Below are 24,838 nucleotides of genomic sequence, written 5' to 3' on the forward strand. Positions count from 1 at the left end.
AGTGAGCAATCAAGCACAGGAAGCACGAGAGGCACTGGGTGCCCGGCTTCGCGGACTCCGCAAGGACGCCGGATTCGCGAGCGGCCGGGCATTCGCCGTGGCCACCGGGTGGGCGGAGTCGAAGGTCTCCCGGCTGGAGAACGGCAGACAGAACCCCAGCGAAGACGACATCCGCACCTGGTGCACCACGACCAACAGGCAAGAGAACATCGCCGACCTGATCGCCACGGTGCGGCACATCGATGAGTTGTGGCTCGAGTGGCGCCGGCAGCTCCAGACCGGCGCGGAGCAGCGGCAGAAGAAGGCCCTGCCGGTCTACGCCAAGACCAAGGTCTTCCGTATCTGGCATCCGACGCTGGTGTGGGGAACGCTCCAGACAGCCGAGTACGCGGCGGAGACCTTCCGGCAGGTTGTTGACTACTACGAGATCCCCGACGACGCGGAAGCCGCCACCGCCAAGCGACTGGAACGACAGCAGTACCTGTACCGAGGCAACCGGATCTTCAATGTGGTCCTCGGCGAACAGGCGCTCTACACGAACTTCGGAGGGCCGGAGGTGATGAAGGGGCAGCTAGACCGGCTGCTGGCGGTCATGCGGCTGCCCCGGCTGAGCCTGGGCATCATCCCGCGCTCCGCACCCATCGGTATCTGGCCCGGCAATTCCTTCTCGATGTTCGACGACAAGCTCGTCCTCGTTGAGACCTATTCGGCGGAGTTCTCCGTCACACAGCCCCGAGAGATCGAGCTGTACACCAAGGCCTTCGCCCTCTTGAAGCAGGCAGCGGTCTACGGCACCGCTGTGCGAGACCTCATCCTCACCGCCATCCAACACTTCGATCAGATGCCGAGTGACTAGGAGAACACCATGCAGCGTGTGACCCCGAACTGGCGTACCAGCTCCTACACAGGGACGGAGAACTGCGTTGAAGTGGCCGACAACGAACCGACGAAGGTGATGGTGCGAGACACGAAAACGCGCAGTCGTGGAATCATGGCCGTCCAGCCGGCCGCCTGGAGGGAATTCGTGGAGTTCGCCAAGGCGCGATAGCGGTGGACTCCCACGAAGCCGCCGTCACCGACCAGCAGTTGCGGGTCGGCTAAAGCTGAGGAGTTGCCGTACGCAGTGGAGCGGTCGCAGTTTGGCCGCTCAGGTTTGGCACTGCGCCGTGCCGGCAGTAGACCACCCGCTCCAGGCGGCCCCGTCGGCACGGGCGTGTACACGAAGCTCGACCTTCACGGGCCCGCACACCCGGGTCGGGCTTCCCACCTCCGTGGGCTCGACGGTCCCACCTGCCGGGACATAGGCGGAAGCGGCCAGTGCTCCGGCACGCGAGGCAGACCCGCTTCACGCCAGGGCAGGTGCGGGGCCGGCAACGACTAACGGGCCGCCTGCATGGCTCATATCCGAGCACCGTCTGTACTCCCCGTCTTTCGGGGCCGGTCCGGCCCATTCGGCCTGGCGGCTCATCGCGGTCTCACGCGCGCTGGCAGAGCGGGGCCAGCAGGCCGTCGCCGGGCCAGAGATCCCGCTCGGCCACCAGGCAGGCGAGGAACGTGTCGACCTCGGCCAGGACGGCGGCACGTTCCGTCGGGCCGTAGGCGATGGACTCGCCGGCAGCGGCGTCGAAGGCGCGCACGTGGTTGTGCGGTCCGGTGCAGATGAGGGCACGTGCGATCTCGGGGAGTCCGAGGCCGAGGGCGTCGCACTCCCCTGCGCGGACGAGCTGCAGCAGGTCGGTAATCACGCTTTCCCAGTCGCCGACCGTCGGCCAGTCGGCGCCGCCGTTCAGTTCGTGGGTGAGGGTGGCCAGCGGAACGATCTCTCCTGGCTGGCGTCCTTGGGTGAGGCGGTCGTGGATCTGGGCCCCGTCGGGCTGCCGTACCCGGGGGTGGAGCAGACAGGCAGCAGGCACCAGGGTGGTGTTGATCTCCTGGGTGCCGGGTCCGGGGTGGTACGGCTCGTGCGCGAAGAGCAGGTAGACGTCCGCAGCGTGCCCATGGTCGTCGGGCTGGGTCTGGGGCATGGGGTGGAATCCCTTCAGTGGTGACGTGCCAGGTGTGCGTCGAGGTGCGGGCCGTGCCGTCTGCCCGATGCCGGGCGGGTACGGGCCAGGCGGCCCCTCGTTCCTGCGGGGCTGGTCCGTGTCGGCTGGGCCGTCCTCGCTGTGGCTGCTGCGCTTCAGGGTCTGGGCGACCTGGTCGGCGAGCTGGACCATCAGCCGTTCGCAGGCGATGAGTTGGGCCGAGGCCGCTCGGGTGTCCTGGGTCTGGAGCAGGGCGGCGGCGTCCCACAGCAGGTGCTGGCCGATCTCGGCCGAGCGGCGCAGCTCATACCGGTCGCCGCCGGCGGCGCGGACGAGGTAGGTGTGCGGGGCGGCGAGGCGCTGCAGGTAGCGAACAGCGGGCCGGTCGTGCAGGATCCGAACATGCCGGCGGGCACGGGTGTCGAGCCGGTCGGGCAGATGTTCGGCGAGCAGCGGGGCCAGCAGGGCCAGGGGCAGGGCGATGCCGGCGGGGGCGCCGTGGCCGACCGTGTGCAGGGCGGCGGCGCAGCCGACGAGGGCCAACACTGCCGCCGCATAGCGAAGCGACCCGGGGATGGCGGCGTGCAGGCCGATGCGCCGGGCGGGCCGGCGGGTGAGCCAGCGCGCCGCCAGGCGGTCGCGTCGTGTCGTGGCGGGCGGCAGGACGCCGATGTGGTGGGGCTGTTCGGGCAGGCTGCCGTCGGCGGGCACGGTCCAGGCGAGCCATCCCCATCGGGTGCGTTCGTGGACCAGGTAGGGCTCGCCCGCCATGGCGGACGCTCCCTCGGCACACGGGTGGTGCCCGGTACGCAGGGCGCGGTCGCGCTCCGTCTCCCACCGGGTGGGGTCGTGAGCGAAGGGCCGCAAGGCGGCCGTGGCGGCGGGCGGTGGGGTGCGCGGGGTGTCTGTCATGGTCGGCTTCCTTCGCTCTCGCGGGTCAGCGCGGCATGGCAGGTGGTGCAGCTGCCGTCGCTGTTGGGGTGGGCGCGCCGCGGTGTGGGGCCGGGGCACGTTTGGCACAGCGGCCAGCCCAGGCAGGCCGGGCAGAGGTCTTCGCCGGGGGCGGTTCCGGGCACGCCGCAGCCGGCGCATTCGACGAGGGCCCGGTAGGTCAGGGCCTCGGTCACCGTGCGGGCGGCGGACGTCGTCGACGACCGCTCGGTTGTCGCCGAACCGAGCGGCTGGTCCCACGGGGGCGCAGCGTGGTGGTCCACCGCGGTGGCGGGCGGCGGGTAGGCCTGGGCGGCGCGGAGCCGGGCGGCGATGATCGCCCCGACCGAGGTACGCACCGGGCGCGGCAGGGGCCGGCCGGTAATGACGTGGCGCAGCTGCGCAGCACTCCAGCCGGCGTCCATCATCACGGTCGCCACGCGCCCCTGATCGGTCAGCGGCTTCCCGGTCAGCAGCAGGTCAGGACGGCTCGCCCCGATCTCCAGCAGCAGCCGGATCCCCGGATGCATCTCGTCAGCCGGGGGCGGCGGCGTCGAGGACGCTGCCGCGTCCGGGGGGTTCGTCCTTCCGTTCGTGCGCGCGGCTTCGACGCGGCCGCACGGACGGAGGGATCTGGTGTGCTGCTTATTGGTCTTCTGAACGATGGTGTTCTTAGCGGACCGATCAGCCAACGTAGGGTCATCCACTGGTGGAAAACCCGACTCTGGCCCGGACCTGCCGTTTTGCAGGCTGGGCAGATCGGTGATGAAGTACGCGGCCGCGCCGAGCGTTCCGTCGGGATCACGCTCGCGCTCCCGGACCAGGAAGCCGTGCTTCTCCAGTTCCTTCAGCCCGCTCTTGACGGCTGACTCGCCGTCGCGGCCGCGGCGGGCGATGTCGGTGACGGTCATCCGCCAGCCCTCCCGGTGCGTGGAGAGCAGTCCGAACAGTCCCTTGGCCCTGAAGGACAGCTGGGCGCCACGGAACAGCACGTTGGCGATCTGGGTGAACTGATCGCCGGCCATCACGCCCCGGCGGATCCCCGCCCCGAACCCGCCGGCCGACTCGGTCTCGGGGGCCGTGACCACCAAGTCGGCTTCGGGCAACGCGAGGTCCAGGGTGGCCGGGCGGTCGGTGATGCAGTAGACGATCTCGCCGAGGGTGCCGTCCGGGCGGCGCAGGCGTTCCCGGATCAGGTAGCCGTGCGCCTCCAGTTCCTTCAGGGCGGTACGGACCGCCTCCCGTCCGTCCGGGCCCAGGCGGACGAGGTCGGCGATCGTCACCTGCCAGCCGTTTCGGTGCGTACTGACGTACCCGAAGATCCCCTTCGCCTTGAACGACAGCTGGGCGTCGCGAAACAGCGCATTGGCGATCTGGGTGAACTGATCGCCAGCCATCACGCCCCGGCGGATCCCCGCCCCGAAGCGGCTCACCGCCCTGCCCCCGACGCCCGCTGCACGCTCTGGCCACGGCTGCACACCGGACGCGCCGACGTGAGGCGGCCGGTGGTCCTGGGCGTGGAGGCGTGCGTGGGTTCCATGCCGTCAGCTCACTCGCCGACCCCGACCAGGCTGACGGCCACCAGCCCCGACCATCGGTCACGATCCGGCAACATGCCCGTCGAGCTGCCGTGGTCGGGCTCATGGTCGGGCCGACCACGCGGCGTCAGGCTCGGCGGCACGCGGCGCGCAGCCCCGATTGCGCAGCCGGGACGGGCGGTGCACATTCGGGGCTGCGCAACCGGTCGAGGGTCGTGCGCAGTCGGGTGGCGCGGGGCGGCTGCGCAGTCCGCTCGAGGGTTCCTGATGTTCGGGTGCGCAGGTTCGGATGGCGCACTGCGCAGGCTCCGCCGCCGTCCCGGGCGGATGCCGTCTGCGCATCGGTGTACGGGTCCGAGGTCCGCGCGGCATGAAGGCCTCGCAACGGTCGCCGGCAGTAGGGCTTGGGCCAGGCAGAGTGACCGGTCGCCAGCTCGCGCAGACCCGTGGTCGGGGTCATGGTCGGGCCGACCATGACCCCGACCATGGACTTCGTGTCCCCATCGTGACCGTGGTTGGGGTCTGGTGGTCGGTGGTCGGGTCGGGGTCGACGGGTTCTCTCAGAGTCAGCAAGTACCCGTTCTGACCTGGGAGTTTGACCATGTCTCCTGGCAAGCAGGCCTCTACGAGCGAGGCCGCTGCTCCGATGGCGGCAGGCGCCCGGCTGGAGGCGATGCGGCGCCGCGTCCGCCTTTCACGCCTGGCCGTCTGGACCGTCATCGCGGCCGGCCCGATCGCACTGGGCGTCGCCATCACCTCCACCCCGACCACGGTCGAGGCGGCCACCCAGACCAAGCCCACCGCCGTGCGCACCACGGCGGTGGCCGCCGACCCGTCCGGCTATGCTCAGCTGTTCGTCAGCACGTGGTTGCGCAGCAGCACGGATGACGCGACGAGTGCGCAGGCGCGGCTTGCGCAGTCGATGGCACCCGACGTCGAGCTGCCCGACCCAGCCGCGGATGCGCAGTCGAAGCCTCAGTCCGTGACGGCGGTACGCAGTGCGCAGCGCGCGGACAGTGCGTGGTCGGTCACGGTGGCTGCGCAGTACGCCGACGGTGTGGTGCGCTACTACGCGGTGCCGGTGACCGCCGATCGCGCAGGCTCCTCGTTCGCCGTGACCGGTGCACCGGGCGTGGTGGCCGGCCCGGCCCGGGCCGAGATGCCGACGTCGTCGTACGGCGTGGCCGTTCCGGAGGGCGATCTGTCGTCCGCGCTCGGGGAGTTCCTCGCCGCCTACCTGACCGGCGCCGGAGAGGTGGACCGCTACCTCGCACCCGGCGTGCAACTCACCGCCGTCTCCCCCGCCCCGTACACGGCGCTCACGGTGCAGCAGGTCTCCGCCGTCGAGGAGGCCGCGGCCGCCGAGCGGGTGCCGGCCGACGGCACGAAGGTCCGCATCCTCGTCCAGGTGGAAGCCCGGGACAACGACGGGCGGTGGCCGCTGGCGTACGAGCTCGCGCTGAAAACCCGCTCGGGCCGCTGGGAAGTCGCCGCGCTTCAGTCCGGCACCACCGCCCACGCGGGGGGTGCCAAGTGAACACGGTGCAGAGCCTGATGCTCGCCGGGCAGCTGGACGACCTCGGCGACTCGTGGATCAACATGCTCCAGGACTGGGCGACCAAGGGTCTGCAGGCCGGACTGCTCGTCCTCGTCGTCGTGATCATGATCCAAAAGTTCAGCCTCAAGGCCGGGATCGGCGCCTTGCTGCTGATGATCATCGCGCTGGGGCTGTACAACTCCCGCGAGGACCTCTCGGACATGTTCGAAGACGAGGTCAAGAACCCGGCCAAGGGCGCGCCCGCTGTCCCCGGCATCGTGCACAGTTCTGATCCGGCTCTGCGGGAGCACTCCGCCGGCGCGGGAGGCTGGCTGTGAGCGCCGCCGCCGCTGGGCGGGTAGGGCGCTTCTACACCGCCGCCCGTCGCCATCCCTGGGTGCTGGGGAAGGTCGCGGACTGGAAGATCCCGCTCGGCCCGTATACGCCTGCGCAGATCGCGGTTGCCGTCGGCGGCGGCTTCCTTCTGGTCAAGACCATCAGCTGGTGGTCGATGCTGGGGCCGATTCCGATCGCGGCATGGCTACTGGCGATCTGGGCGGTGCGCCGTCCGAAGATCCGGGGACGTGCCCCGATGCAGGCCGCTTTGGGCTGGGTGCTGCTGGGATGGCAGCCCCAGGGCGGGCGGATCGGCGGGCGGGCCGCCCGCGACCGCGCTCCCCACCCGCTGCTCGGCGGCTTCACGATCGAGGACACAACCAACCCCGTCCTGGCCGCCGCACCGTCCCGTCCGGCGCAGCGGCCCACCGGCCGGGCGTCGCACCCGAGCCCGGCCGCAGCTCGCACGTCCACGCGTCGTCGCACGGAGCCGGCCGCTCCTGCTGTGCCGGTGGGGCCGGTGTCGGGTGTGCAGCAGCTGCTCGCGCTCGCCGAGCGGGGCGGGGGTGTGCGATGAGGGTTCCGATCCGTCACATCGCCGGGCACCTTCTCTGGTCGACGCACGGCAGCGTGTGGGCTCTCTACCGTCTGCACCCGGGCCCGGACGCGCAGGGACAGAACGAGGAGACCGTCCAGGGCACCTACGTGCCCGCCGCGGTCCGCGACGAACAGCTCGCCAAGACCACACATTTAGTGCGGTCGCTGTCCGGGGCGCCGCGGCTGTTCGGACTGTGCGCGCAGGTCGACCCGGGCGAGATCGCCCTGCGGATGATCGAGGGCATCGAACCTGCCGACACGGCGCCGGATAACGGGCCGCACCCGTGGGTGGAGAACGTCGAGGCGACCCTGGACCTGCTGGACGACCAGGAGATGCACCGCCGCACTCTGTGGCTGGCAGTGCCGCTGCAGACCGAGACAGCCGGTCTGCAGGTGTCGGCATCGCTCGGCGCGGCGTGGGCGGAGCTGTCTCCGATGCTGGGCATGCGCCCGGCGCCGGTGGCACGGCGCGAGGTGAGTGCCTACCGCGAGCAGGCCTTGCGGGTGGAGGCCGCGCTCGCCGGCGGGATCGCCTTCCGGCCGGCCGGCCCGGCGGAGATCGTGTGGATGATCCAGCACGCTCTGCACCGCGGCCTTGCCGAGCCGCTGCTGGCGGAAGCCGAGACCAGCGATCTGTACGGCGGGCAGCTGCGTGACGGTGTACTGCGCTCCCCCAGCTACGCCGACCTCGGTCAAGTACGCCTGCAGGAAGGCGGCATCGACCCCGGCCTCGACGACGTCGACGAGCTCAAGAACGCGGGCCGGATCACGCGGTCGGGCCGCACGGCCTGGTGGCGGCTGAACACCGGCTCGCCGCTGGGGCGGCGCTGGATGCAGGTCGAATCAGAGACCGGGGTGGGCTATCAGGCGCAGTTGGCGCTGGCCGAGTGCCCGCCCGCGGTCAGCCAGGACGCGGCCGACCTGTTCGCCCAGCTGGAAACCCTCGACTTTCCCGTCGACTACACCATCGACCTCACCCTCATGCCCGCGGAGAAGGCCCGCGACCAGGTGCGGCGCAAGAAGAACGAGTTGATCGACCAGGCCGACCAGTACGACGCCCGGCCCACCGGCATGCCGGCCTCGCTGACCGAGGCCGCCCGCGACCTGGGCGAGCTGGATGCTCGCCTGTCGCGCACGTCGGTTGAGGTCGAGGTGCAGTCGGTGACCGCCTTGACGGTGTGGGGGCCGACCGCCGCCGTCTGCGATGCCCGCGCCCGGGCCTTGGCCGCGCTGCTGGGTGGTGCCGATTACCGGGCCGTGCGCCCGGCCGGTCTTCAGGAGGCCCTGTTCACCCTCGGCCTGCCGGGCACCGTCCGACCCGGCGTGCTGCGCGAGTTCACCCAGCACCAGGTCTCCGAGGACTGGGCGCTGGGCGGGGCCTTCACCACCGCGGAGGTCGGCGACCCCAACGGAATGTTCCTCGGCATCGACCTGGACTGCGGCACCACCCGCCCCGTGATGATCAACGTGGCGGATGCGCCCAAGGTCGACGCGTCCGCCTCCATGGGCATCGTCGGAGATCTCGGTGCGGGCAAGAGCGTCCTGCAGAAGCTGATCGCGGAGGCGGTGTGGGCCCGCAGCGGCTGCGCGATCTGCATCGACCGCACCCCCGTACGCGAGTGGGCCACCTTCGCCCGCACCGCAGCCAAGGGCCGCGTCCAGATCATCGACGCCGCCCAGGCCGAGGTGTCCATCGACCCCTTGAGGATGTTCACCGGCCCCGAAGGCCGCCACTACGCCCTGTCCTACCTCACCCTGCAGCTCGGCATCGGCCCGATGAGCACCAACGGCGAGGTGTTGCACCACGCCGTCGAGCAGGCCGCCGCCCACGCCCAGCCGTCCATGCACCGCGTGCTTCAGGTCCTCGAGGAGATGGCCACGAGCGAAGTGGGCAAGCGGCAGGACGCGGCCGCCAGCCTCGCCGGCCTCGTCCGCGTGGTGGCCAGCAACGCCCTGGCGGCGATGGTGTTCGACCCCACGCTGCCGCCGGTGCAGCTGGACGCCTCCAGCGCCTCCGACATGATCGTGATCACCACGACCGGTTTGAAGCTGCCGCCCAAAGCGGCTTTCGACAATCCGGAGGTCCTGCACCAGCAGCCGCTGGAGGCGCTGATCGGGCGCGCCGTGCTGTATCTGATCGCGGCGATCGCCCGGCAGACCGCGTTCGAGGACCCGAGCCGTTTCACCGCGGTGGTCCTGGACGAGCTGTACTGGCTCACCTCGTCGGCCGAGGGCACCGCGCTGGTCCACGAGATCCTCCACGACGGCCGCAAGCACGGCGCCGGCCTGCTCGCCGGATCCCACGACGCTGAGGAACTCGGCCCCGACCGCGGCCTGATGGCCTACCGGGCGCTCGCCCGCACCACCGACCGTGAACGCGCCCGCCGCGGCCTGGAGTTCGTTGGCCTCGACCAGAACGACTCAGAGTTGCTGCGGCTGGTGACCACCGGCCTGTCCCCCGTCGGCCGCAAGGGCCGGGAGGGCGAGTTCCTGCTGACCTGCCCGCGGCAGAACACCGGCCGGGTCAAAGTCTCCATCCCCCGTATCCCGCGCATCACCACATCCATCACCACCACACCCGGACGCCGCACAAGCGCCGCCTCACCTTCCGTGCCCGAGCCGCTTGCCGGAGAAGCCGCCGGGACCCGCCGTCCGAAGGAGCACGTCTGATGACCTCTTCTTCCTGGGACCGCTCCCGGCGCCTTGCCGCGGCCGTAAGTGTCCTCACTGTCATCGCCATCGTGGTCGGCGTGCTCGTCCTGGCCGTCGGGGTGGATGTGCCTCAGGCGTGGTGGCCGCACACGGGGCAGGCCTTCGCCGCTGACGCCCGCCCCGCGCACGAGGACCTGTGCGACCTGATCGTGGGCCCGGCCAAGGCGTACTGCGAGCGCGGCACCACAACGACTGCCTCCGCCGAGCAGCCGGACGTTGCCGGTGCCGCATGGCGGCTGGTGCCGGCCGGTGCGGGCCTGGCCGCTCTCGTGGTGTGGCGGCTGCGGAGCCCTGCCGGGCAAAGGCGGCGCTGAAGTGTTCCGTCCAGACCGCGCGGCCCTCCGCTCGGCCGGCTTCGTCGTGCTGCTCAACGGCATGTTCCTCATGGTGAACAGCCAGGTCGTGTACGCGGCCGGCAGCAACAGCGAGACCGGAGACCTCCTCGCCCCGCTGAACATCACCTCCTCCGAGGGGGTGGCGATCAACGGCTACGAGCTGAACGCCGAGGGCGGCTCCATCGTCAGCTTCAAGACCCAGTCCCTCGCCTTCGCCCTTGGGGGCTTATTCACCCTGATCCGGCTGTTGGCGGGTCTTGGGGGATGGGGGATCGAGGTGGCCTTCCGGTTCCCGCTGCTGAAGATCCTCACCCGCCCGGCGCAGAAGGTCGCCGACACCTACGACACCGTGGTGGTCGACACGCTCGGGTTGAAAGGGTTGTTGCTGGCCTGGGGTTTCGTTTTCGCCGGGTTCATGATTGTGCGCGGCCGTGTGGGCCGCGGTCTGGGCGAAATCTTCCTCACCCTGCTCATCGGGGCGATCGCTGCCTCGGCCCTCATCCGCCCCGACACTCTGCTCTCCCAGGACGGCCCGCTGGGGCAATCCCAGCAGGTGGCCGCCGAGGTCGCCCAGCAGAGCGTCAACTCCTACGACTGGGGCGGCAAGCTCGCCAGCCTGAGCCCCTGCGCCGGTATGGCCGGCATGCAGGAGGTCAAGTGCCAGGAGCTTGAGGCCGCCAAGCCTGTGTCGTCGCAGGACGTGGCCCGCCCGATCCAGGACTCGATCACCAACGCCTTGATCGTCAAGCCTTACATGCTGCTGCAGTACGGGCGCATCCTCGACCCGGCCAAGGACTCCGACCGCAAGGCCTACGCCGTCCACTTGAAGTGGGTCACCGGCGGCTACAAGGCGGGTGCCGACAGCTCGGACGACCCGGACGACCGGAAGGACCCCTGCGACCTGGTCAAGGGCGATGCCAAGAAGTGGTGCGAGCGCGGCACCGACGACGAGGACAACTGCAGGCTTCTCGATGGCCAGGCCAAGGAGGTGTGCGAGAGCGACTCGCTGCCTGAACTGACGCCGGGCGGCGACCTGCTGGACGCTTCGAATGCGATCGTCACCGACGAGGACCGTGAGTTCTATGCCTTCCTGCAGGATCTGAAGAAGGCCGGTCCGGTCGGCAAGTCGTGCGCCGCGTACGCGGAGAAGCCCACTTGGTGGCGGGTCGGCGGCGCCGCCCTGCTGCTGATCGCCGCCCTGTTCATCTGCGGCATGCTGCTGAGCAGCACGATCGTCCTGCTCGGCACCCAGGGCATCTGCGCCGCGGCGGCAGCCGTCGGCGGTGTCACCTTCATCGCGGGAATGCTGCCCGGGCCCGCGCGCCAGTCGGTGTGGAAGTGGCTGTCGATCTGGGGCATCTCGGTCCTGGCCGTGGTCGGGATCTGCGCCTTCGTGCCGTTCTTCGGGATCGCCGTCGACGCCACCATCACAGACGGTCCCGACCTGATGGTCGAACGGATCCTGCTGATCGACGTCCTCGCCATCGCCGGCGCGGCCGGGCACCGCAGACTCCTGACCGGCATCACGTCCTTCGGCCGTCGCATGGCCATGCGGATGCGCTACGCCAAGGTCGGCGGCACCCACCTGCCCGGCGACACCTCCGAACTCGGCGCCGCGCTCGCCATGAACTCCCCAGCCGCGATGGGCGGTTACGGCGGCGGGCTGCGCGCCTTCACCGGAGGTGGAGGCGGCCGGTACGGGATGCTCGGCACCCGCCAGCGGCTGATGGCTGCGCTCGGCTCCCTGGTCGACGGCGCGGGCATGCCGGTGGACACCGGTGGCATCCTCGCCGATGCCACCGCCGAAGCCGGACGTGGTCTCGCCCCGCTCACCGCGGCCGCCGCCGTGGGCGGGCTGGGCGCCCGGCTCGGTGCGAAGGGCGCGCACTGGATGCTGATCGGCCGTCGGCCTGACAAAGAGCAGTTGGCCAAGTGGCGCAAGCCCACCGCCGACGGGGACCCGAACACGGGCGGCCCCTCGGACGGCGGGGACGGTTCAGGCGGCACCGGGCCGCGTCGGCCCGGAGGTCCGCCCGACCGGTACCGCGACGAGGATGGCCTGATCCGCGACCGCGACTCCGGCCAGACGCTTCATGACCAGAACACCGACCGCACCCTGCTGTCCACGCGCGCCCACAACCGGCTGGTCCGCTTCCGCGGGTACCGCATCCTGAATCGCGGGGGCCGGACAGCGTACGGGGCGACGGTCGGTGCCCCGGCAGGCGTCCGCCGGGCCCGGTCGGAAGGCTCGCGCTATTCCCAGGACGCCCGTCAGCAGGTGCGGGTGTGGGGCAACACGGTCCGCGAGGACGGCCGGGCCTGGGCCGACACGGGCCGTCACGTGTCCCGTGTCCTGCGGGAACACACGGACGACAGCGGCGGCCCCGGCCCCTTCGTCAGCCGTCGCCTGCCGACCCGTCCGGCACCGGCTCCGCGGCCGACCGGGTCCTCCAGCTCCCCGGGCCGCACGAGGCCGGCCTCCCCCCGGACCAGCGCGCCCGCAGCTCCGACCACGGCTGCAGCCAGCACACGGCCGAGCGCCCCGCCAACGTCCCCGACGCGACTCGCAGGCGGCACGCCCCGGCGTCCGGCCAGCCCGGCACCGGACAGGTCCAGGCCGGTCTTTCCCGGAGGCGAAGGCGCGCACAGCAGCACCCGTGACGAGGCGCACGCGAGGTTCCAGGAGCTGATGCGGCGGACCGCGCCCGACGCCGAGCGGCTGCGCCAGGAACGGGAGCAGCGGCAGCGCGACGAGGACGGTGAGGACGAGTGAGGCCGGCCCGGCGCCGTATGGCGCGGTGGGGGTGTGTGGTGGTGCTGTTGGGTTTCGCCGCCGTGTGCTGTGCCGCACCTGTAGGGAACGCGATCAGCGCGTACGTCGCGCTGAAAACGGGTGCACAGGACGACGGTGGAATTGCCGAGGGCGGCAGCGCCGTGGACGCACCACCGCGCATGCGCACCGCTTACAAGAAGGCCGTCCAGCAGGTCGGGAAGCATGTGCCGAAGTGCCGGGGCATGCGCTGGCCGATCCTGGCCGGGATCGCCAAGGTCGAGTCCAACCACGCGGTCGGCCGGAACATCGCCGCAGGCGGAGACATCCGCCCGAAGATCTACGGGGCGCTCCTCAACGGCTCCGGGGCCGGCGGCAACACCACCGTCTTCCCGGACACCGACGGCGGCAAGTGGGACGGCACCCCTGGGGGTGAGCGTGCCGTCGGCCCGTTCCAGTTCCTGCCCTCCACCTGGGAGGGCGTCGGGAAGGACGCGGGCGGCGACAAGACGGCCGACCCGCACAACGCCTACGACGCCGCACTCGGCGCCGCGATCTACCTGTGCGGCAACGGCCGTGACCTGACGAAGCGGGCGCAGCTGAAGGCCGCGATCCTGCAGTACAACCACTCCACTGAGTACCTCGCCAACGTGCTGGGCTGGATCGACCAGTACACGGCGGCCGCCAAAGACCCGGACCTGAAGAACGTGTCCGGGAAGGTCCGCACCGTCATCGAGGCGGCGCTCTCCCAGCGCGGTGTCCCGTACTCGTGGGGCGGCGGCAACGCGAGCGGCAAGACGTACGGGATCTGCTGCACGCGCAGCGGGAAGAGCGGCGCGAACATCAAGGGCTTCGACTGCTCGGGCCTGACCACGTACGCGTACGCGAAAGCCGGCATCCGCCTGCCGCGCACGGCGGCCGCCCAGGCCGGGGTTGGCCAGCGGATCCCCGCCAGCCTCGGCACCAGCGCGCTCAAGCCGGGCGATCTCGTCTTCTACGCCGATGCCCCCGGCCGCGACGCGACGATCTATCACGTCGGGATCTACCTGGGCAGCGGGCAGATGGTCAACGCCGCCCGCCCGGGCACCGTTGTCCGCCTGGACGCGGTCAGCGCGATGTCCGGCTATGCGGGAGGGGCCCGGCTGCTGTGACCACCTTCCCGGCGCGCTCGCCGCGCCTGCTGCTGATCGCCACCGTGGTCCTGGTCCTGGCCGGGGTGGTCCTGCTGACGATTCCGCATGCGCCGAACGCACCCGCTACCTCGGCGACGGCGCGGGCGACTGACTCCACGTCGGTTCCCTCGACAACCGCTCCCGGCAGCCGCTCTCCGCGGACCGAGGCGCCTGGGCCGGCCGTGACGGCGGGTCCGGTCAACGCGTCCGCGCTGCCGCCGCACGGCGAAGGCGTGGCCGGCGATACGGCGATCCAGAAGTCGCTTGAGGACGCCTGGCCTGCCGACCTTGCCGCCGCCGACGAGCAGAAACTCCTCGCGGCCGGCCGGGGCCTGCTGCGGGCGGACGCCACCGGGATCGGCCGCGCCAAGTGGCCCGCGCTCTTCGGCGAACCGGACAAGGCGATCGCACCGGCGTTCGCCACCGCTCGTTTCCGCATCCAGGCTGCCATCGCCCGCAGCGACGGCAGCCCGGACAAGGCGGTGGTGCACCTGGTGTGGGCGGGCACGGACCGCGGCGGCACCTACACCGACCGGCGCATCACCGACTGGTACTTCACCCGCACTTCGACGAAGGGAGCGTCCACGTGGACTCCGCAGCCCCGTACGTGACCGATCATGCCGATGAGACGGCGGCCGGTCAGGCACTCGGCCTGCTCACCAACCTGGTCAACGCCGCTGACTGGCTCTACGACCACTGGTATCTGCTCGCCCTGTCCATCGCCGTGTGCTGGGGTGTGGGCGAGAGGGTGGTGCGCCGTTTCGCGGCGCGCGCCTCGGCCGAGCGGATGGCCCTCGAGCTCGTCTCCAGCCGGCACTTCGACCCGAGCCTGGAGGAGATCTTCCGCCGCGGCGTGCAGCTCGCCCGCGCCTCCACGGCCATGCCCTGGTGGGCGCCCCGCAGGGCGAAGGCCGTACAGATCCGGCTGCGCGCGGACGGCTCCAGCCCGCTGCGCTACCGCATCGAAGGCCCCGCAGGCGGTGAGCGCCTGTTGTCCATCACCCCGTTCGGGCCGGACGTCACCGTCAACCAGGCCAGGCCGACCGCCGACAAGCCCCGTGACCACGTGGTGCGGGCCGAGTTCATCCTGCGCGGCAGGCTCACCTCTCCGCTGCGCGAGGTGCCGCTCACCCCCGACCCCCTCCAGCCGCTCGTCGACGCCGTGGCCGACCTGCGCGCCGAGCTCGGCGACCTCGCCGAGATCCGGCTCGACATCCAGCGCGCCCCGAAATGGGCGCTGCGGGCGCGCCGCCTGCAGCTGATGAGCGCCGCACGCCGGTCCGAACGCCGGGAGGCCCAGCGGTCCGCTCGCTGGCTGCGCCAAGACGCCAGCGGCATCGAGGATTCGATGGGCTGGCAGCTGCAGCAGCTCCTCAGTGACAAACCCGGCTCCGGCGGCGGCCGACGGCTGGTGATGCCGCCGGTGCCCCGTCGGGTGGAGCCGGCCGAGGCGCTGGGCAAACTCGCCGAGGACGACCACCTGGTCCGCGTCCAGCTGCTGGTGATGTGTGCCTCGAACACCGAGGGTCGCGCCCAGGCGAGGCTCGCCCAACTCCAGGCCGCGCTGGATGTGTTCGGCGGCCGCTCCCGGTGGGCCATGCGCGGATGGCGGCTGGGACCGTGGCGGATCGGCGCCGACCACTGGCCCACCCGGCACGGCTTCGAGCGCCGCTGGAATCTGGGGCACTGCCAGCCGCCCCGCGCGAACTGGGTCAGACTGGAAGAGATCACCGGCCTGCTCAAGCCCCCGACCGTGCACTGCCGTCTGCCGGTACTCGCCGGTGACCTGCCGACCTTCGCCTTCGGCGAGCCCGAGTTGCTGCTGCAGGGCATCTACCGGGGCCCGGACGGCCGCGAGCGCCTGGTCGCCACCTACGCCGCAGAGACCCTCTTCGAGGTCGGGGTCGGCAGGGCGGGCGGCGGCAAGACCGAACGCGCCCTGGCGCAGGCCATCGGCTGGGCACACGCGGGCGGAGGGCTGGCCTTCGTCGACCCACACCGCGACTCGTGGCCGCGCGCAATGACGTTTTTGGCGCACGAGGCCTTGATGGAGCGGATCGCACTGATCGACCTCAACGGTCTCGGACCCAACCCGCGGGTGAGTTCGTGGAATCCGCTCGCTATGCACCACGGGCAGGCGGCACATGAGGTCGTCGAGGCGATCGCCGACGCCTACGCCTCCGCACTGGCCTGGGACGACGCGAGTGCGCCGCGTGCACTCACCATCCTCACCGCCGCGCTCACGGTCCTGGTCGCGGTCAACGAGACGGCCTGCCAGGCCGGCCGTCCCGAAGACCAGGCCACGATCTTCCACATACGGGCCCTGCTCACCGACGCCACGTTCCGCAAGGCAGCACTCGCCGCGGTGGCCGGGCGGCTGGATGAGGAGACCCACGCGTGGTGGCAGTCGGTGTTCCCAACCCTGCCGCCCGACTCATTCGCCGTCGTCCTCAACCCGATCGCCCGCCTCGCCGCCAACCCCATCACCCGTGCCTTCCTCGGCCAGCCAATCGGTGTCTACAACATCCGCGCCGCGATGGACTCCAAGATGATCGTGTGGGTGTGCCCGGGCGGCAACGGCCCCACCGACCGCCTCCTGACCGCGCTGCTCGCCCGCGACCTGCTGCGGGCCGCACGCTCCCGGCGAGACACCCCCGAGCAGAAGCGGGTGCCCTTCCGCCCCTACTTCGACGAGCTGATCACACTGACCGGCGCGGCCCCGGAGACCATCGCCGCGATGTTCGAGGATTTCCGCAAATACCGGTGCCACGTCCACGGCATGACGCAGCTGCTGTCCCGCCTTCCCACACCGGTGCGGCTGTCCTTAGTGCAGAACGCGTCCACGCTCGCCACCACCGCCGGTTCGAAGTCCGCGATCGCCCCAATCACCGCCGAGTGGGGCGATAACCCCAGCCCCGACCGGGTCGCCACCATGGAGAGGTTCGAGCACTACGTCTCGCTGAACGTGCACGGGCGCCGGGTCGGGCCCGTCCAACTGCGCGGCCCGCATCTCGACGACATCTTCGCCGCCCAGGCCCGCCCCAAGGACGTCCCCGCGCTGGAACGAGCCGCCCTCGCGAACGCCGGAGCACGCCCACTGGGCCAGCTCACCGACCTCGCCACCCAGCAACTCGGCCGCGTCGCCGCCTTCCTTGCCGAGCACTCCCCCGCCGACGCCACCGCTGTCGACCTGTCGAAGGAGAAGGAATTCGGATGACCACCGCCCAGCCGAGGGACCGTACGACCACGGGCTTCACGCCCAGCCCCGTGGAGCCCCTCGTACATCAGCTCCTGGCCACGCTCGCCCAACACCGCATGGCCTCCACCCATCAACTGCATGTCCTGCTGCGCCCCGACCGCTCCCGCCAGGCGGTCTCGGAACGGCTGAACCAGCTGCTCGGCGAGCGCCTGGTCGACTTCGTCGTGCTGCCCCAGTCCAACCGCACCCGCGTCTGGTACCTCACGCCGAAAGGCGCCCGCCTGACCAGGGACTGGCCCGCGCTGCGCGGCCGCCCGCCGTATCCGATCACCTCGACCACAGCCGCCTCGCTGAAAACCCCGCACACCCTCACCGTCCTGCGCACCCACCTGGTCTTCGTCGCCGATGCCCGCCGCCGCGGCGACGAACACGGCCACCTCGACTGGACCCCCGAGGTGTTCCACTCGATCGGCGACGGCGAGAAAGTCGTAGCCGACGCGCTCATGCACTACACCCTCATCAACGGCCAACAACGGCGGAAACTCAGGGCGTTCGTCGAAGTCGACCGGGCCACCATGAGCAGCGAGCGCCTGGCAGCCAAGCTGATCGAGTACGCGAGGCTGTGGTCGTACGAACCACAGCCGGTCGGTCGGCGCCGACCGGCAGCTGGGCCCGGCTGGCTGCGCTGGTACCCGAAGTTTCCCCGGGTCCTTTTCGTGCTGACCGGCGCTGGGCGTCAGGCGATGGACAACCGGATCAGCGACCTCAAAGCCATGGTCGCCCACCATCCCCTCGTGGCCGAGATGGCCCGCGAAGTGCCGCTGGGCGCGGTCGTCCTGGAAGACCTCGAAGAGCACGGCGCCGCGTCTGACGTGTGGGTGCCGCTGGTCGGTGGGGGACGACGGTCGTGGACCGAGCTGTGACATCCCCGCTGCGGTTGGCTGCAGAGAAGAACGCTCTTTTCAGGGCTGTTGTCCCCGGTATGTTCTGCCTCCTCGCCGCGGCAACCGGGCCGGGGTGTCCTCGGGGGTCGCGATCGTCTCGGCGGCCAGGTGGAGCTCGGCCCGCACGGTCGCGGACGACAGATCCAGGGACAGTGCCCTGCCGCACTTACTGAGCCAGTCGGTGAGCGTACTGCGGCTCAGGCCTAGCTCGGAGGCAGCGGGCGCTGTTCGGCCGCGGTGTTGGAGCCAGCAACGAAGGGCGATACGAAGCGGCTTGTCCAGAGGTCTGAGGAGGGCGGTAGCCCAGTGATGGGCGTCGTCGGGGCCGAGTAGATCGGCGGGCAGCGGGGGGTCGGGAACAAGGCGTGCGGATGGGCTGACTTGTCCGGAAGGTGCCGGGGCCCGCACGGCCAGCAGGAGTTGTGCCTGCACGGTGGGGTTGTCCAGGTCGGCGGCCAGGGCAGTGCCGATCCAGCGCAGGCGTGCACGAACCGTGCCTTCGGACACGTCGAGCACTGCTGCGGCGGCCTGAGCGGACCCCGACCGCAGGTATGCCTCCAGCGTCCGGTGCTGCTCGCGGGTGAGGGGCGTAAGGACGGCGGCGGACCAGCGGGCGAGCCGGTCGGCGGGCACGGCGCGGAGCAGCCCGTGCGAACCCAGGAAGGTCGCGGACGCCAGGCAGCCGGGAGTTGCGCCGTGCCGCGCGTTGCCGGCCTCGGCCCATGCGGTGGCGACCATGTCCAGCGGCAACGGGTCCGAGACGCCGCCGGCCAGTTGATGGCGCTCTGCGATGCGCGCGACGTAAGGGCGGGCCACGTGGCGGTCGTGGCCGAGGCCGTGGAGCGCAACGACCGCCACCTCGGTTCCCTCCATACACACCAGCATGCGGGGGGCTTTGGAAGCCACGCGGGGCTGCGCTGCTCGCCAATGAGTCTGATAGGCGGCATGCACCTGCTGACCGGCCAGCCGGAACACCGTCGCGTGGGTGGCGGCGGTGCCCAGCACGTCGGTCGCCAGATGGGGCTGGCCGCTCAGCAGGAGATGCAGGACGGCGGTGTGCAGTCTCTGCTCAGCGTGGCGGGTGTCCTCCGCCCGGCGGACCCGCGCCCGCATTCTGAGCAGATCGACGCAGGTCCGCGCGATCAGGTCAATGCGCGATACGGGCGATGCCGGGCCGGGACGGATAACGAGGACGCCACCGGTCATCTTGCGGATCGTCAGGTGCGGGTAGAGCTGGGGATGCGCGGCGGCACGCACCCCTTCAGGTCCGGCGGTGTCTGGGGTGCTGCAGACGACGCCGCCCGTGAGGTCCGCCAGGACCGCCGAGCCCTCGGCCAGGACTGCGGCTTCGGCAATCAGCTGGGCGTCCGAGTGGGCTGCTGCCCGGGTGAGTCGTCGCACCACCTGGTATCGGGTCGCCTTCACGGGGCGGGCAGGCGTGGGCCCGGCACGGCTCGTCGTCATCGGATCCGTGCGACCCCGCCCCAGCCCGCGCGGTCGGTGAGAGTGCCGGTGTTCGCGTCGGGGCGCCAGCGCGGCCAGCTCGTGAACCCGGGTTCGACCAGTTCGGTGCCCTCGAAGAGTTCGACGGCCACCGACGGCTCCCGGAAGATGTAGGGGATCGCACCGGAGCTGTTGTACTCGTCCTGCACCGCTTGGTGTTCCTGGTCTGCGGCGGTGGAGTGGCTCAGTGACAGGTAGCTGCCCGGGGGAAGCTGCTCGACCAGCCGGCGCACCAGACCCCTGGCTTCGGTCCAGTCCTCGATGTGGCCCAGCACGTCGTTGATGACCAGGGCAGTGGGCTGGGTCATGTCCAGCGTCTTGGCCGCGCCGGTTAAGACGGCGTCCGTGTCGCGCATGTCCGCCTGCACATAGGCGGTGGCGCCCTCGGGGGTGCTGGTGAGCAGCGCATGGACGTGCAGCAGCACGATCGGGTCGTGGTCGATGTAGACCACGCGGCAGTCGGGCGAGATCCGCTGTGCTACTTCGTGAGTGTTGTTGCTGGTCGGCAGCCCGGCACCCAGGTCGATGAACTGCCGGATGCCTGCCTTGGCGAGGAAGGCGGTGGTGCGTCGGAGGAAGTCCCGCGATTCCTTGGCGAACGGGACGATCAGGGGGTACTTGCTGCTGTAGGCGTCGCCGGCGGCCTGGTCGGCGGGGTAGTGGTCTTTTCCGCCCAGCCAGTAGTTCCAGACGCGCGCACTGTGCGCGACGGACGTGTCGATCGGCTGATGCGGGCGAGTCGGTTCGGTCATGTCAGTACGTCTTTCGATTCGTCGGGATGGGGTGCGATGACGCAGGTGTGGTCCATCAACAGGTGATACGCCGACACCGCGTGCAGGCTGTTTGAGACGTCAGCGGCTCCTGCCAGATCTCCTTCACGGACTACGTGGTCGGGGATCCCCGGCACGTCGACCCGGTACAGGGTCACGGTCGGCATGCCGGTCATGGGGTGGCACGGACCGTCCAGCGGGTGGATCTGCAAGGTCACATCGGGGTGATCGACGGCTGCCCGCAGTGCCTGCCGCTGCTCGGCCATCACATCCTCGTCGCCTACGGACGTGCGCAGCGCCGCGGCGGACATGATGGCCCAGATGCGGGTGTTCTGGTGGCGCAGCCGCTTCTGGCGTTCCATGAGCAGCTCGGTCCGGCGGTCCTTGTCGGCAGGGGACAGGTCGGGTCTGCGGACGTTGTCGACGGCGCGAGCGTAGGACGGTGTGCGCAGCAGGGCGGGAACAAGTGCCGGCTCCCACACGCGGATGATGCGGGCCGCGGATTCCACACTCATGAGGTCCAGCTGCCAGGAGTCCATGACAGACCGCCACGGATGCCACCACCCCGGGAGGTTGGCCGTCGCGAGCTGGCCGAGGAACGCTTCGATTTCGGCCGTGCCCGCGCCGTACGCCGTGAGCAGGGCATGGACCTGCCCTTCGTCCAGGGAGGTCTCGGCCTGCTCGATGCGGCGCACTGTTGCGGTATGGGCCCCCAGCGCCTGGGCGGCCTCGCCCCGGGACATCCCGGCCGCCTCACGCAACGTTTTGAGCCGGGTGGCTAGAACCAGGTGCGCGACGGTCCTGCCAGACCTTGCGCGAGCCACAGCATCCCCTTCCGGCACTTTCTGCAACCTGCGGGTAGTGCAAACTCTGTACCTTGCAATCTCCGTTCACAACCCTTTGAGTATGTCTAACCCGCCGCAGCCGGCGCGCAGTTGGTGGGGGGACGGCAAGCTGCGAGATCGCGGTCGGCCGCCGACGGGGGCTCCGTTCACATACGTGCCGTCGCACCGGGCTGGGAGTAAGTCGGGTGCGGTCGACGCCTATGGGGGCAGGATCGGGAGGACGCATGGACAGACGTGATCTGCGGCAGTCGGCCCCTGGAGGGGGTTCCGTCAGCAGGAGGGACGACGGCGCCGGATCCGGTTCGGCGGCTATGCGCGCCCGCACGACGTAACACGCACAGAGGTGGCCGCCCCCGGAGGGAACGGCCACCTGGCGACTCATCCGAGTCAGGCACACCAGGTACGGACCCATCCATCACTGGGGTGCTCCGGTCGGCGTGTTCGCGGCACGCCGCCGGGCTCAGGACAGACCGGCTCGCGCACAGGATCGCGACGTCCCGTGCCGTCCGGCCGGATCCCGATTCTGAGCCCCGGGGTGCCCCGCCCTCACCGAAGGATGTGACATGCACACTACATACTTAGGCGCTGCGGGCCATCCCCCCGCCCGCCGCTCCCGGCACTGCACGCCGCACCCCGGCCCGGCCCTCCGGCCCCCGCAACACCCCCCCGAAGAGGCCACCGACCGGCACCGACCGGTGACTGCGGTGCACAGCCGCAGCTCATACCAGCCCGTGCTCGCCCGGCAGCCGGCTTGCCGCGCCGCGGTGACCGACGGTCATCCAGCCGACTCACCCTGACGTCCGGAGGGCGTAACCGTGCACACGACAACACGCCACCCGGTTCTTCTGATTGGTTCCGGCGTGCGCGAGTACCACTTGCACAGTCTCCTGCAGATTGCCGCCGCGCATCCCGTGGTCCTGGTCGACCGTGCCGTGCCGCCCTGGGCGCGCCCTTATCTGGCAGGAGAGGTCACCGCCAGTTTGTCCGACCCTGGCGAAGTCACCGCAGCGGTCGGGAAGTTCCTCGTCGACCACTCCGTCGGCGGGCTCGTCACCTACGAGCCCCGCCATGCCAGGCTCGCAGCCCACCTGGCCCAGCACCTGGGCCTGCCCGGCAACTCCCCTGCAGCCGTCGCCACATGCCAAGCCCCGGCCAGAGCTCGGCACGTACTGCGGGAAGCTGACGTCCCCTCCGTGCAGGTACACGCGGTCGATGACGAGCGCGCTGCGCTCGACGCCGCGCGCACGCTCGGTTTCCCGGTCTCCCTCACGGCACCCGCGGTGGGCACCGATCCACTGCTCGCGGACTGCGATAGCGAGGTGCGCAGCGCGTACCGGACCTTGCGCCGAACCGGCACCGCTGACCCGTTCGCCGCGAGCATGAACATAGAGCAGGCCGGGCTGGACGGCCCGGAAGTCGGCGTCGAGGCCGTGGTCCTCTCCCCCGACGAGGTGCGCACGGTCGCCATCACCCGCAAGACCCTCTGCCCGGACCGCTCCCAGGCCGCGGTCGGCTACAGCATCGACGCACACGACGAGCTGCTCAAAGACGACACACTCACCCGCCTCGTCGCCCAGGCAGCGACCACGCTCGGGCTCACCGTCGGCGTCGTGCACGCCGACGTGCGGCTGACCACGCGGGGTCCGCTCATCCTGCAGGTCGGTGCCTGTCTGGCCGACGACCTCATTCCGCTGCTGGTGGCCCGCGCCCGGGGCATCGACCTGGCCCGCGCGGCAGCCGCCCTGGCCGCCGGCGACACCCCCGACCTGTCCCCCACACGGGAAGCGGCCGCGGCGATCCGCTACCTCTACCCGGACACCTCGGGCCGTCTGGTCCGGCTCAAAGCCCCCCACCTCTTCACACTGCCGTGGCTGGACCGATTCACCTGGACACAACGGACCGGCAACCCGGTGCTCGGCCCACCGCGCAGCGGACCCGAGGACCGCCTTGCGCACTGGATCGTCACCGGAGCCGACGAGGCGGAATGCACATCGCGGCTCAGCCGCATCGCCGAACACGTCACCGCGCGCATCGCGAAACCCGCCTCCAGCCCGGTCGGCACGCGCTGACCCCACACTGTCACCCGCTCGACCCCACTCGCCCATCCACGAGAGAGAACACCCCTGATGACCTCCCCCTTACGCCCCGCCCACCACCCGCGCAGGCGCCCTACGGCGCTGCTCTCGCTCAGCGTGCTGGCGGCCGCCGCACTCAGCGGGTGCAGTGCCGGCACCGACGAGCCCGGGACCGACCGTGCCGCTGCGCGCCCCGCCCCGAAGGGCGTGATCACCGTCGATGCCGCGCGCGCCACCGTGGACGCGTTCGAGAAGGCCAACAATGAGGCCAACACGATCCGGGGCAGCCGTGGCGAAAGACTCCTGGGCACGGTGGAAGCGGGCCAGGTCCATGAGCAGTCCCTCGCCGACTACGAGCAGATCAAGACCTGGTCGAAGGACGATCAGAAGGAATACGGGACGCCCCACTTCTACACCGCCCGGAAGTACCACATCCCGGACGCTGATGAGAGCTGGTTCGCGGTCACCGTGACGGTCACCGCAACCAAGTCGGATGGCCTCCTGATCTTCGACAAGGTCGACGGCCGCTTCAAGATGGTCGCCTCCGTGTACGCGGACGAGAACACCCCGATACCCGAGATCGCTGTCGACCGCGGGCTCGCCACGGCCGTCGACCCGTCGAAGCGCGTAGGAACGCTCACCCCGAACCAGCTCGCCGACGCCTTCGAGGACCTGGCGGAGACCGGCGGCAAGAAGAAGGGCCAGCAACTGGCCCCCACCAAGGCCACCAAGGAGTTCACCAAGAACTACACGAACCGCACCAAGGTCAAAGCGGCCAGCTTCGCCACGGTCAAGCACTTCGACGGGAAACCGGCACACCCGAAGGTGTACGCGCTGCGCCTGGCCGACGGCGGCGTCCTCGCGCTCTTCCCGAGCGCCTACACCATCGAATACCTCCACAAGCGGTTCATGAACGGCGGGACGATCATCCCGGGCCCGGCGGAGGCGGTCTACAACAGCGAGAAGCGGCCCCTGATCACGGACGAGTACCAGGGCCAGGCCCTCGCGACACTGACCCCGCCGGGCAAGCCCGAGGTGATCACCAGCGGGTACACGATGGTGGACTCCCGGTGAGACCCGCCCCGACATCCTCGCCACGCACGCTACGGTCGCTAAAGCAAACGTCTACAACCACAGACGCGTGGGCCAGCAACCGCGACCAGCGGTTCGCACGGTTCCTCACCCAGCGGCTGGCCGAGGCGGAAACGCTCGGCTGCTGCCTCGCCGAACTCAAGGCCCTGGCCGGCGTGCAGGACGTCTTCGCCGAATGGCTCGCCCAACGCGACCTCGCCACCGAGGACACCGACGACCTGCGCCTTAACCAGGTCAGCACCCTTGGCTGGACGTTGCGCAGCATCGCTCACAGCATCTGGGCCAGCCATCCCGAGTGGGAACTGGCCTTCCACCCAGCCGCGACCAGCCCGCCAATCGACCCGTTGAAGGCCTTGCTCGGCAGGTGAGCGGATGCATCCACGTCGTTCGGACCAACTCGCCTCTCGCACTGGGAAGTTGCCTGGCATATGCGTAATCTTCTCGCAACGCAAACGCATC

20 protein-coding genes are annotated in these 24,838 nt (G+C 70.6%); 15 read left to right on the plus strand and 5 right to left on the minus strand.

Annotation, left to right across the window (positions count from 1 at the left end):
* Position 1 precedes the first annotated feature (1 nt).
* Entirely contained in the window at positions 2 to 856 is an 855-nt protein-coding gene (locus ACTWQR_RS35155) for a helix-turn-helix domain-containing protein (RefSeq protein WP_443231276.1), read from the plus strand.
* Positions 857 to 865: 9 nt separating this feature from the next.
* On the plus strand, positions 866 to 1,048 hold the full coding sequence (locus tag ACTWQR_RS35160; protein WP_443231277.1) for a DUF397 domain-containing protein: 183 nt from the start codon (positions 866 to 868) through the stop codon (positions 1,046 to 1,048).
* A 427-nt stretch (positions 1,049 to 1,475) separates the two neighbouring features.
* On the opposite strand, the gene ACTWQR_RS35165 is transcribed toward ACTWQR_RS35160, so the two are convergent.
* Together ACTWQR_RS35165 and ACTWQR_RS35170 are read right to left on the minus strand one after the other, a co-directional pair.
* Entirely contained in the window at positions 1,476 to 2,936 is a 1,461-nt protein-coding gene (locus tag ACTWQR_RS35165; protein WP_443231278.1) for a hypothetical protein, read from the minus strand.
* On the minus strand, positions 2,933 to 4,387 hold the full coding sequence (locus tag ACTWQR_RS35170; protein WP_443231279.1) for a hypothetical protein: 1,455 nt from the start codon (positions 4,385 to 4,387) through the stop codon (positions 2,933 to 2,935). The genes ACTWQR_RS35165 and ACTWQR_RS35170 overlap by 4 nt, the downstream gene beginning before the upstream one ends.
* 706 nt (positions 4,388 to 5,093) lie before the next feature.
* Here ACTWQR_RS35170 and ACTWQR_RS35175 point away from each other — a divergent pair.
* Genes ACTWQR_RS35175 through ACTWQR_RS35220 form a run of 10 tightly spaced genes read left to right on the plus strand, consistent with a single transcriptional unit; the run spans position 5,094 to position 18,073 of the window.
* Positions 5,094 to 6,029: a conjugal transfer protein gene (locus ACTWQR_RS35175; RefSeq protein ID WP_443231280.1), complete on the plus strand. Its 936-nt coding sequence runs from the start codon at positions 5,094 to 5,096 to the stop codon at positions 6,027 to 6,029.
* Entirely contained in the window at positions 6,026 to 6,367 is a 342-nt protein-coding gene (locus ACTWQR_RS35180) for a hypothetical protein (protein WP_443231281.1), read from the plus strand. Before ACTWQR_RS35175 ends, ACTWQR_RS35180 begins: the two co-directional genes overlap by 4 nt.
* Positions 6,364 to 6,942, plus strand: coding sequence for a hypothetical protein (locus ACTWQR_RS35185; RefSeq protein WP_443231282.1), 579 nt, complete (start codon positions 6,364 to 6,366; stop codon positions 6,940 to 6,942). The genes ACTWQR_RS35180 and ACTWQR_RS35185 overlap by 4 nt, the downstream gene beginning before the upstream one ends.
* Positions 6,939 to 9,632 carry an ATP-binding protein gene (locus ACTWQR_RS35190; protein WP_443231283.1) on the plus strand — a complete coding sequence of 898 codons (2,694 nt, stop codon included), beginning with the start codon at positions 6,939 to 6,941 and terminating at the stop codon, positions 9,630 to 9,632. Before ACTWQR_RS35185 ends, ACTWQR_RS35190 begins: the two co-directional genes overlap by 4 nt.
* The gene (locus ACTWQR_RS35195; protein ID WP_443231284.1) at positions 9,632 to 9,988 is read left to right on the plus strand and encodes a hypothetical protein; all 357 of its coding nucleotides are present in this window, start codon (positions 9,632 to 9,634) and stop codon (positions 9,986 to 9,988) included. The genes ACTWQR_RS35190 and ACTWQR_RS35195 overlap by 1 nt, the downstream gene beginning before the upstream one ends.
* A gap of 1 nt (position 9,989) precedes the next feature.
* Entirely contained in the window at positions 9,990 to 12,782 is a 2,793-nt protein-coding gene (locus tag ACTWQR_RS35200; protein ID WP_443231285.1) for a hypothetical protein, read from the plus strand.
* 35 nt (positions 12,783 to 12,817) lie between these two features.
* The gene (locus ACTWQR_RS35205; protein ID WP_443231286.1) at positions 12,818 to 13,930 is read left to right on the plus strand and encodes a C40 family peptidase; all 1,113 of its coding nucleotides are present in this window, start codon (positions 12,818 to 12,820) and stop codon (positions 13,928 to 13,930) included.
* On the plus strand, positions 13,927 to 14,562 hold the full coding sequence (locus ACTWQR_RS35210) for a hypothetical protein (protein WP_443231287.1): 636 nt from the start codon (positions 13,927 to 13,929) through the stop codon (positions 14,560 to 14,562). Before ACTWQR_RS35205 ends, ACTWQR_RS35210 begins: the two co-directional genes overlap by 4 nt.
* Positions 14,538 to 17,168: an ATP/GTP-binding protein gene (locus ACTWQR_RS35215; RefSeq protein ID WP_443231288.1), complete on the plus strand. Its 2,631-nt coding sequence runs from the start codon at positions 14,538 to 14,540 to the stop codon at positions 17,166 to 17,168. Before ACTWQR_RS35210 ends, ACTWQR_RS35215 begins: the two co-directional genes overlap by 25 nt.
* Complete coding sequence (locus ACTWQR_RS35220; protein ID WP_443231289.1) at positions 17,165 to 18,073, plus strand: replication-relaxation family protein; 909 nt, start codon at positions 17,165 to 17,167, stop codon at positions 18,071 to 18,073. The genes ACTWQR_RS35215 and ACTWQR_RS35220 overlap by 4 nt, the downstream gene beginning before the upstream one ends.
* 39 nt (positions 18,074 to 18,112) lie before the next feature.
* On the opposite strand, the gene ACTWQR_RS35225 is transcribed toward ACTWQR_RS35220, so the two are convergent.
* The 3 genes from ACTWQR_RS35225 to ACTWQR_RS35235 are packed head-to-tail and all read right to left on the minus strand — an operon-like array spanning position 18,113 to position 21,191.
* Complete coding sequence (locus ACTWQR_RS35225; protein ID WP_443231290.1) at positions 18,113 to 19,558, minus strand: helix-turn-helix domain-containing protein; 1,446 nt, start codon at positions 19,556 to 19,558, stop codon at positions 18,113 to 18,115.
* Positions 19,555 to 20,349, minus strand: a complete 795-nt coding sequence (locus ACTWQR_RS35230; RefSeq protein WP_443231291.1) for an SAM-dependent methyltransferase — start codon at positions 20,347 to 20,349, stop codon at positions 19,555 to 19,557. The genes ACTWQR_RS35225 and ACTWQR_RS35230 overlap by 4 nt, the downstream gene beginning before the upstream one ends.
* Positions 20,346 to 21,191, minus strand: coding sequence for a helix-turn-helix domain-containing protein (locus ACTWQR_RS35235; RefSeq protein WP_443231292.1), 846 nt, complete (start codon positions 21,189 to 21,191; stop codon positions 20,346 to 20,348). The genes ACTWQR_RS35230 and ACTWQR_RS35235 overlap by 4 nt, the downstream gene beginning before the upstream one ends.
* An 881-nt stretch (positions 21,192 to 22,072) precedes the next feature.
* Here ACTWQR_RS35235 and ACTWQR_RS35240 point away from each other — a divergent pair.
* Genes ACTWQR_RS35240 through ACTWQR_RS35250 form a run of 3 tightly spaced genes read left to right on the plus strand, consistent with a single transcriptional unit; the run spans position 22,073 to position 24,747 of the window.
* Positions 22,073 to 23,281 carry a hypothetical protein gene (locus tag ACTWQR_RS35240; protein ID WP_443231293.1) on the plus strand — a complete coding sequence of 403 codons (1,209 nt, stop codon included), beginning with the start codon at positions 22,073 to 22,075 and terminating at the stop codon, positions 23,279 to 23,281.
* Positions 23,282 to 23,338: 57 nt separating this feature from the next.
* Entirely contained in the window at positions 23,339 to 24,361 is a 1,023-nt protein-coding gene (locus tag ACTWQR_RS35245; protein WP_443231294.1) for a hypothetical protein, read from the plus strand.
* Positions 24,358 to 24,747, plus strand: coding sequence for a hypothetical protein (locus ACTWQR_RS35250; protein WP_443231295.1), 390 nt, complete (start codon positions 24,358 to 24,360; stop codon positions 24,745 to 24,747). Before ACTWQR_RS35245 ends, ACTWQR_RS35250 begins: the two co-directional genes overlap by 4 nt.
* The last annotated feature ends 91 nt before the right edge of the window (positions 24,748 to 24,838 follow it).

This window comes from Streptomyces sp. 2A115, from assembly GCF_052245575.1.
Classification (GTDB): domain Bacteria; phylum Actinomycetota; class Actinomycetes; order Streptomycetales; family Streptomycetaceae; genus Streptomyces.